The sequence below is a fragment of the Streptococcus sp. 79 genome (assembly GCF_013277425.1).
In the GTDB taxonomy this organism is placed as follows: Bacteria; Bacillota; Bacilli; order Lactobacillales; family Streptococcaceae; genus Streptococcus; species Streptococcus pseudopneumoniae.
On sequence record NZ_VMMW01000115.1, the window covers coordinates 1 to 8,496 of the forward strand.

Genomic DNA, 8,496 nt, shown 5'->3' on the forward strand with positions numbered 1-8,496 from the left:
GCTTCAAGAAGTTATTCAAGGACTGGAAAAAAGCGTTTTAAAGTCCACTGTCAGCAGACAATGGACAAGGTTGCTTTTTGAAAATAATTGAGTATCACACTTGAGCAAAGAAGATCTTTCTAAGATTGTAGACCTTATGTTGGTTGAAGTTAACAAGACGCTTTCTAAGAAAGACATTGACTTGGCAGTGAGCGAAGCTGCTAAAGAATACATGACTGAGGAAGGCTACGATGAAGTTATGGGTGTTCGTCCACTCCGTCGTGTGGTTGAACAACAAATCCGTGACAAAGTCACAGACTTCCACTTGGATAACCTTGATGCTAAACACCTAGAAGCTGACATGGAAGATGGTGTTTTGGTCATTCGTGAAAAAGCCTAAGACAGAATTTTGAGCATAAAAAAGAAGGAGCCAGCTGAAAAACTGGTTCCTTTTTGTGTTTAAATTACATGACGCTCAAAGGCATCATCTGAAATCCCTTGTTCTAGGATGAGTTTTGCCCATTCTTTAGCAGAGAAGAGGCTGTGATCCTTGTAGTTTCCGCAAGATTCGATGGTTGTTCCAGGGACGTCTTCCCAAGTAGTAGTTTCAGCGATTTCCTTGAGCGAATCCTTGATAACAGCTGCGATTTCAGCACTGGTGTGACGCCCCCACATAATCATGTGGAAACCTGTGCGGCAACCAAATGGTGAACAGTCAATCATACCGTCAATGCGGGTACGGATGAGTTTAGCCAAGAGGTGCTCGATAGTGTGAAGGCCAGCGGTAGGGATAGAGTCTTCGTTTGGTTGCACTAAGCGAATGTCATAATTGGAGATGATGTCTCCTTTGGGTCCTGTTTCTTCCCCGATCAAGCGAACATAGGGTGCTTTAACAATAGTGTGGTCAAGTTCAAAACTTTCAACAATAACTTCTTTTGACATGGTCAATCCTTTCAGTTTTATTCTTTCATTATAACATAAAGCTGGCTCCTGAGACAGAGAGAAAACCTCTCCGAGGCTGGAGAGGTTGAAATCTTTACTTACGATATAAGCGGTCGTATTGGTAGTATGGGTCAAAGGTTACGTTGATACCCAGTTTACGAAGGACATTCTTGTCTTCATCAGTCAAGATGATGGTTGAGTGGGCTTCGCTTCCTTTGAGGTTGCCGAGTTCTTCCATAGCGCGGGCAGCATCAGGATTTTCTGTAGCTGTGATAGCAAGTGCAATCAGGATTTCATTTGAATGAAGGCGTGGATTGTGGCTACCGAGATGATCGATTTTAAGACCTTGGATTGGCTTAACAACTTCAGGCTCGATTAGTTTTACTTCTTTAGCGATGTCAGCTGATTTTTTGATGGCGTTGATCAAGGCAGCGGCTGTAGGGCCAAAGAGTTCTGAGTTCTTACCAGTGACGATTTCCCCATTTGGCAATTCAAAGGCTAGGGCTGGTCCACCAGTTTCTTCTGCTTTTTGGCGCGCAACGACAGCAACCTTACGGTCTGCAGGTGTGATACCGAGGTCGTTCATGAGCAACTCAATTTTCTTGACGGCAGCTTCGCCAACTTTTTCAGCTTTGAAGTCAAGAACTGTTTGATAGTAACGGCGGATGATTTCTTGTTTAGAAGCTTCGACAGCAGCCTCGTCATCTGTAATAGCGAAACCAACCATGTTGACACCCATATCTGTCGGTGAAGCGTATGGTGATTTTCCGAGAATACGTTCCAACATGCGCTTGAGCACTGGGAAGATTTCGATATCACGGTTGTAGTTGACAGTGGTTTCTCCATAGGTTTGAAGATGGAAGGGGTCAATCATGTTGACATCATCAAGGTCAGCTGTGGCAGCTTCATAAGCCAAGTTAACTGGGTGATGAAGGGGAAGATTCCAAACAGGGAAGGTTTCAAATTTAGCGTAGCCAGACTTGATGCCATTGATTTGGTCGTGGTACATATTGGACATACACGTTGCCAATTTTCCAGAACCGGGTCCAGGAGCGGTTACGACAATCAAGTTGCGACTGGTTTTGATGTAGTCGTTTTTGCCCATGCCTTCTGGGGAAATGATGTGATCCATATCCGTCGGATATCCTTTGATTGGATAATGAAGATAAGAATCAATTCCGTTTTTCTCAAGTTGGTTGCGGAAGGCATCTGCAGCGGGTTGGCCAGCGTATTGTGTAATGACAACGGAGCCGACAAAAATCCCTAATTCATTGAATTTGTCAATCAAACGAAGAACTTCTTGGTCATAAGAAATGCCTAAGTCGCCACGTGCTTTGGAATGTTCAATGTTGCTAGCATTAATGGCAATCACAACCTCAACCTGCTCTTTCAATTCTTGCAAGAGCTTGATTTTGTTGTCAGGTTCATAACCAGGAAGGACACGAGCAGCGTGGAAATCTTCTAACATTTTACCGCCAAATTCTAAGTAGAGTTTGCCGTCAAATTGGTTAATGCGTTCCAAAATATGGTCGCGTTGTAAATTCAAATATCGTTCAGAACTAAAAGCTTGTTTTTTCATTTTTTTACCTCTGACCTCTATTATAATAAAAAATTGGAAGTTAGGAAACTACGGAGTTAAAAAAGGAATCAAAAAGATTAGGCGAACGCTTGCATAAAAATCTGAAAAGCGCTATCATAGACTATAGATTATTAAAATAATGAGGTAAGAAGATGCAAGAAAAATGGTGGCACAATGCCGTAGTTTATCAAGTTTATCCAAAGAGTTTCATGGACAGCAACGGAGATGGAATTGGCGATTTGCCAGGAATTACCAGTAAGTTAGACTATCTAGCCAAGCTAGGGATTACAGCGATTTGGCTTTCTCCCGTTTATGACAGCCCTATGGATGATAATGGCTACGATATTGCTGATTATCAAGCGATTGCAACGATTTTTGGAACCATGGAGGATATGGATCAACTGATTGCGGAAGCTAAGAAGCGTGATATTCGTATCATCATGGACTTGGTGGTCAATCATACCTCGGATGAACATGCTTGGTTTGTAGAGGCCTGTGAAAATCCTAATAGCCCTGAGCGAGACTACTATATCTGGCGCGATGAACCCAATGACCTAGATTCTATCTTTAGTGGGTCTGCTTGGGAATACGATGAAAAGTCAGGTCAATACTATCTCCACTTTTTCAGTAAGAAACAGCCGGATCTCAACTGGGAAAATGAAAAACTTCGCCAGAAAATTTATGATATGATGGACTTCTGGATTGATAAAGGTATTGGTGGTTTCCGTATGGATGTTATTGACATGATTGGCAAAATTCCTGACGAGAAGGTAGTCAATAATGGTCCTATGCTTCACCCCTATCTCAAGGAAATGAATCAGGCCACCTTTGGAGCTAAGAATCTCTTGACAGTAGGGGAAACCTGGGGAGCAACGCCAGAGATTGCCAAGCTCTACTCTGACCCAAAGGGGCAAGAATTGTCTATGGTCTTCCATTTTGAACATATCGGTCTTCAGTATCAGGAAGGTCAGCCTAAATGGCACTATCAAAAAGAGCTGAATATCGCTAAGTTAAAAGAAATCTTCAACAAATGGCAGACAGAGTTAGGAGTTGAGGACGGCTGGAATTCCCTCTTCTGGAACAACCATGACCTCCCTCGTATTGTCTCAATCTGGGGAAATGACCAAGAATACCGCGAAAAATCTGCCAAAGCCTTTGCAATCTTGCTTCATATTATGAGAGGAACTCCTTATATCTACCAAGGTGAGGAGATTGGGATGACCAACTATCCGTTTGAAACGCTGGATCAAGTAGAAGATATTGAATCCCTCAATTATGCGCGTGAAGCTCTTGAAAAAGGTGTTTCGCTGGAAGAAATCATGGACAGTATACGTGTCATTGGACGTGACAATGCCCGTACCCCTATGCAATGGGACGAGAGCAAAAACGCTGGTTTCTCAACAGGTCAACCTTGGTTGGCAGTGAATCCAAACTATCAAGCAATCAACGTTCAAGAAGCGCTGGCAAATCCAGATTCTATTTTCTATACTTATCAGAACTTGGTCCAAATCCGTAAGGAGAACAGCTGGCTGATTCGAGCTGACTTTGAATTGCTTGATACGGCTGATAAGGTCTTCGCCTATATCCGTAAAGATGGCGACCGTCGTTTCCTAGTTGTGGCTAACTTGTCCAATGAAGAGCAAGTCTTTGTAGTAGAAGGAAATGTCAAATCTGTCTTGATTGAAAACACCCTAGCTCAAGAAGTCTTTGAAAAACAAATCTTAGCTCCATGGGATGCTTTCTGTGTGGAATTACTATAAATATTTTTTACAGAAAAATTTAAAATTGAAATCGCATAAAAACAAGGGAAGGCTGTATGAAAAGGCAGAAATCCTTTGTTTTTTATAACCAAGGTTTATAAACTTTCATTCTCGAAATTCAATTAACTTTACAAATTTCCACTATTTTGGTAAAACAAACCTATGTTACAAAAACTAACATAAAGTAGAAGGGAGATGAATACAAAAAAGAGTGTCCTTAGTGCAGGCCTGACTTTTGCATTTGCCTTGCTTTTAGCTGCTTGCGGACAATCAGGTTCAGATACAAAAACTTACTCATCAACCTTTAGTGGAAATCCAACTGCATTTAACTACTTGTTAGACTACTACGCTGATAATACAGCCATCATTACCAACCTAGTTGATGGTTTGCTTGAAAATGACAATTACGGAAATCTAGTTCCGTCTTTAGCAGAGGACTGGTCTGTTTCAAGCGGCGGTCTGACTTATACTTACAAATTGAGAAAAGTGCCAAATGGTTCACGGCTGACGGTGAAGAGTACGCCCCAGTTAAGGCACAAGATTTTGTGACAGGTATCAAGTACGCAGTGGATAATAAATCACAGGCCATTGACTTGATTCAAAACTCGATTAAGGGCTTGAATGATTATATTACAGGAGCGAATTCTGACTTTTCTAAGGTTGGGGTGAAGGCCATTGACGACCAGACTGTTGAGTATACTTTGTCACGGCCAGAACCTTACTGGAACTCAAAAACAACCAACAGTATTCTTTTCCCAGTAAACGAAGAGTTTTTAAACTCAAAAGGGAAAGATTTTGGTACCCTATCTCCAGATAGTATTCTCTACAGCGGACCTTATTTGTTAAAAGATTTCACATCAAAATCATCGATCGAGTATGCGAAAAATCCGCATTACTATGATCATGACAAAGTATCAATTGAACATGTGAAATTGGCCTATTTTGATGGTTCAGACCAAGAATTGACCATCCGTAACTTTGAAAGTGGAGCTTATTCTATCGCTGGGGTTTATCCAAATAGTTCTAACTTGGCTAAGACCAAGGAGAAATATAAGGATAATATCGTCTATAGCTTGCAGGACAAGACTTCTTGGTATTTCAATTTCAACGTTAACCGTAAGGCCTACAATCACACTGCTAAAACGACAGATGAGCAGAAGAAGTCAACTGAGACAGCTGTTTTGAACAAGAACTTCCGCCAAGCGGTGAACTTTGCCTTGGACCGCACAGCCTATTCTGCTCAGTCAAATGGGGAAGAAGCAGCTAGCAAGACTCTTCGTAACACCCTAGTACCTCCTACATTTGTCCAAGTTGGAGACAAGACCTTTGGAGAAGTAGTCGCTTCTAAATTGGTCAACTACGGAACAGAATGGTCAGGTATTAACTTGGCAGATGCTCAGGATGCCTATTTCAACAAAGAAAAAGCCCAAGCAAAATTTGTGGAAGCTAAAAAAGAATTGGCAAGTCAAGGTGTGACTTTCCCTATTCACTTGGATGTGGCTGTTGATCAGACAAGTAAAAATGCTGTGACAGGCATGAACTCAGTTAAGCAGACCCTTGAGTCAGTTTTGGGTGCTGATAACATTGTCATTGATGTTCAGCAACTTTCAACAGATGATTTTAATAATGTAGCCTTCTTAGCACCGACAGCAGCTGATCGTGACTACGATTTGAACTTTGATGGTTGGGTGGGTGACTATCAGGATCCATCAACTTATCTCAATCCTTTCAATGCAGAGGATGGATTCTACCTTAAGATTTTTGGACTAGATGCCAAGGAAGATAAGGAAAAAATCACTAGTCTAGGTCTGGATACCTACACTAAGATGCTCAAAGATGCAGATAGTGAAAACAAAGATGTAGCCAAGCGTTATGAAAAATACGCTGAAGCACAGGCTTGGATGATTGACAATTCTCTCATTATGTCAGCTATGTCAAGTGGTGGCACAGCATCTGTAACCAAAGTGACGCCATTTACAAGAGGCTATTCATTGGTTGGTATCAAGGGTGATGGCAATAACTACAAGTACATGAAACTGCAAAAAGACACTGTGACGACCAAACAGTTTGAAGAAGCTAAAAGTAAATGGGAGCAAGAAAGCAAAAAAGCAATCGAAAAAGCCCAAAAAGAAGCAGAAAAACATGTTAAATAGTTAGAAATAGCCTTTTCAAGCAAAATCCTAAAGACAAACATCAGTTTTGGTGCTTGTCTTTTTAAATCACTCGGCTATCGAAAACTGAGAAATGATTTGTTTTGTGCTAAAATAGATTGAAACGAATACTCAATAAAAATCAAAGAGTAACTGGGAAGTCAGCTCAAAATACTGTTTTGAGGTTGCAGATGGACGCTGACGTGCTTTGAAGAGATTTTCGAAGAGTATAAAGATCCTCTCTTTTACTATAGTTAAGGAGATGTAAAGATAAGTGATAAGGAAGAGACTATGTACGACTATCTAATCGTTGGTGCTGGTTTGTCGGGAGCAATTTTTGCTTATGAGGCGACTAAGCGTGGAAAAAAAGTAAAAGTTATTGATAAACGTGACCACATTGGTGGAAATATCTACTGTGAGAATGTAGAAGGGGTTAATGTTCATAAATATGGTGCCCATATCTTTCATACTTCTAATAAAAAAGTTTGGGACTATGTCAATCAATTCGCTGAGTTTAACAATTATATCAACTCGCCTCTAGCTAATTACAAGGGTAGCCTTTATAATCTACCTTTCAATATGAATACTTTCTATGCTATGTGGGGTACAAAAACTCCTCAAGAAGTGAAAGATAAGATTGCTGATCAAACGGCTCATATGAAGGACGTTGAACCTAAAAACTTGGAAGAACAGGCTATCAAGTTGATTGGTCCAGATATTTATGAAAAATTGATTAAAGGATATACTGAAAAGCAATGGGGACGTTCTGCTACTGACCTTCCACCGTTTATTATTAAACGTCTACCAGTTCGTTTGACCTTTGATAATAATTATTTCAATGACCGTTACCAAGGAATTCCAATTGGTGGGTATAATGTCATTATCGAAAATATGCTCAAGGATGTGGAAGTAGAACTTGGTCTTGACTTTTTTGCCAATCGTCAAGAATTAGAAGCTTCTGCTGAAAAAGTTGTCTTTACAGGGATGATTGACCAATACTTTGATTATAAACATGGTGAGTTAGAATACCGTAGTCTTCGTTTTGAGCATGAAGTTTTTGATGAAGAAAACTATCAAGGAAATGCTGTAGTGAACTACACAGAGCGAGAAATTCCTTATACTCGCATTATTGAGCATAAACATTTTGAGTATGGTACACAAGCTAAAACGGTTATTACTCGAGAATACCCAGCTGATTGGAAACGTGGAGATGAGCCTTATTATCCAATCAATGATGAGAGAAACAATGCTATATTTTCCAAATATCAGGAAGAAGCGGCAACAAATGACAAGGTTATTTTCTGTGGTCGTTTAGCAGATTATAAATACTACGACATGCATGTGGTCATCGAACGGGCTTTGGAAGTGGTCGAGGAAGAGTTGGGACAATAATGCAAGGATTCCGTTATTTTAGAATCTTTGCTACTTAAGATTTTTATACTAAACTAAAATAAAAAAGTATTATATAATAGTAATATGAAATCAACTAAAGAAGAAATCCAAGCTATCAAAACACTTTTAAAAGACTCTAGTACAGCTAAATATCATAAACGCCTTCAAATCGTTCTATTTCGTCTGATGGGTAAATCTTATAAAGAGATTATAGAGCTTTTAGACTGTAATCAAACAACGATTTGGCCAACTGTAAAAAAATATGAGGAGTTCGGACTCGATTCTCTCCTTCAAGAAACACGTGGTGGTCGTAACCATGCATATATGACAATTGAGGAAGAGAAAGCCTTTCTTGCCCGTCATTTGAAGGCTGCAGAGGCAGGAGAATTTGTTACAATTGATGCCTTATTTCAGGCTTATACAAAGGAGTTAGGTCCTTCCTACACACGTGATGCCTTTTATCAACTCTTGAAGCGCCATGGTTGGCGAAATATTAGGCCACGTCCAGAACATCCCAAGAAAGCAGACGTTCAAACCATTGTCGCGTCTAAAAATAAAATCTCAATTCAAGAAGACAAGAAAGCGCTTTAAAACCAGTAGGCATTTTCGTAAGGTTCGCTTGATGTACCAAGATGAGGCTGGTTTCGGTAGAATCAGTAAACTGGGATCTTGTTGGGCTCCAATGGGAGTAGGT

Annotated in this window: 4 protein-coding genes and 3 pseudogenes; 5 read left to right on the top strand and 2 right to left on the bottom strand. The window is 40.3% G+C overall.

Annotated elements, in window-relative coordinates:
• Positions 1-94 precede the first annotated feature (94 nt).
• A pseudogene (locus HT729_RS11340) lies at positions 95-379 on the top strand (ATP-dependent Clp protease ATP-binding subunit); the annotation flags it as partial.
• 59 nt (positions 380-438) lie between these two features.
• On the opposite strand, the gene HT729_RS11345 reads toward HT729_RS11340, so the two are convergent.
• The gene (locus tag HT729_RS11345; protein ID WP_000032547.1) at positions 439-921 is read right to left on the bottom strand and encodes an S-ribosylhomocysteine lyase; all 483 of its coding nucleotides are present in this window, start codon (positions 919-921) and stop codon (positions 439-441) included.
• Positions 922-1,015: 94 nt separating this feature from the next.
• Positions 1,016-2,500, bottom strand: coding sequence for a DUF1846 domain-containing protein (locus HT729_RS11350; RefSeq protein WP_000743635.1), 1,485 nt, complete (start codon positions 2,498-2,500; stop codon positions 1,016-1,018).
• A 152-nt stretch (positions 2,501-2,652) separates the two neighbouring features.
• Between HT729_RS11350 and HT729_RS11355 the strand changes: the two genes are divergently transcribed.
• The 4 genes and pseudogenes from HT729_RS11355 to HT729_RS11370 all read left to right on the top strand — a co-directional run.
• A complete protein-coding gene (locus tag HT729_RS11355; RefSeq protein ID WP_001156807.1) occupies positions 2,653-4,260 on the top strand; it encodes an alpha-glucosidase in 1,608 nt (535 codons plus the stop codon).
• Between the two features lie 195 nt (positions 4,261-4,455).
• A pseudogene (locus HT729_RS11360) lies at positions 4,456-6,413 on the top strand (peptide ABC transporter substrate-binding protein).
• A gap of 288 nt (positions 6,414-6,701) precedes the next feature.
• Positions 6,702-7,802, top strand: coding sequence for a UDP-galactopyranose mutase (gene glf, locus HT729_RS11365; protein ID WP_000272518.1), 1,101 nt, complete (start codon positions 6,702-6,704; stop codon positions 7,800-7,802).
• An 84-nt stretch (positions 7,803-7,886) separates the two neighbouring features.
• Positions 7,887-8,496, top strand: a pseudogene (locus tag HT729_RS11370) (winged helix-turn-helix domain-containing protein); the annotation flags it as partial.

Bases quoted from the DNA above. Each gene is read 5' to 3' on its own strand.
- HT729_RS11345 (WP_000032547.1), bottom strand. From the start codon at position 921: ATGTCAAAAGAAGTTATTGTTGAAAGTTTTGAACTTGACCACACTATT.
- HT729_RS11350 (WP_000743635.1), bottom strand. From the start codon at position 2,500: ATGAAAAAACAAGCTTTTAGTTCTGAACGATATTTGAATTTACAACGC.
- HT729_RS11355 (WP_001156807.1), top strand. From the start codon at position 2,653: ATGCAAGAAAAATGGTGGCACAATGCCGTAGTTTATCAAGTTTATCCA.
- glf (WP_000272518.1), top strand. From the start codon at position 6,702: ATGTACGACTATCTAATCGTTGGTGCTGGTTTGTCGGGAGCAATTTTT.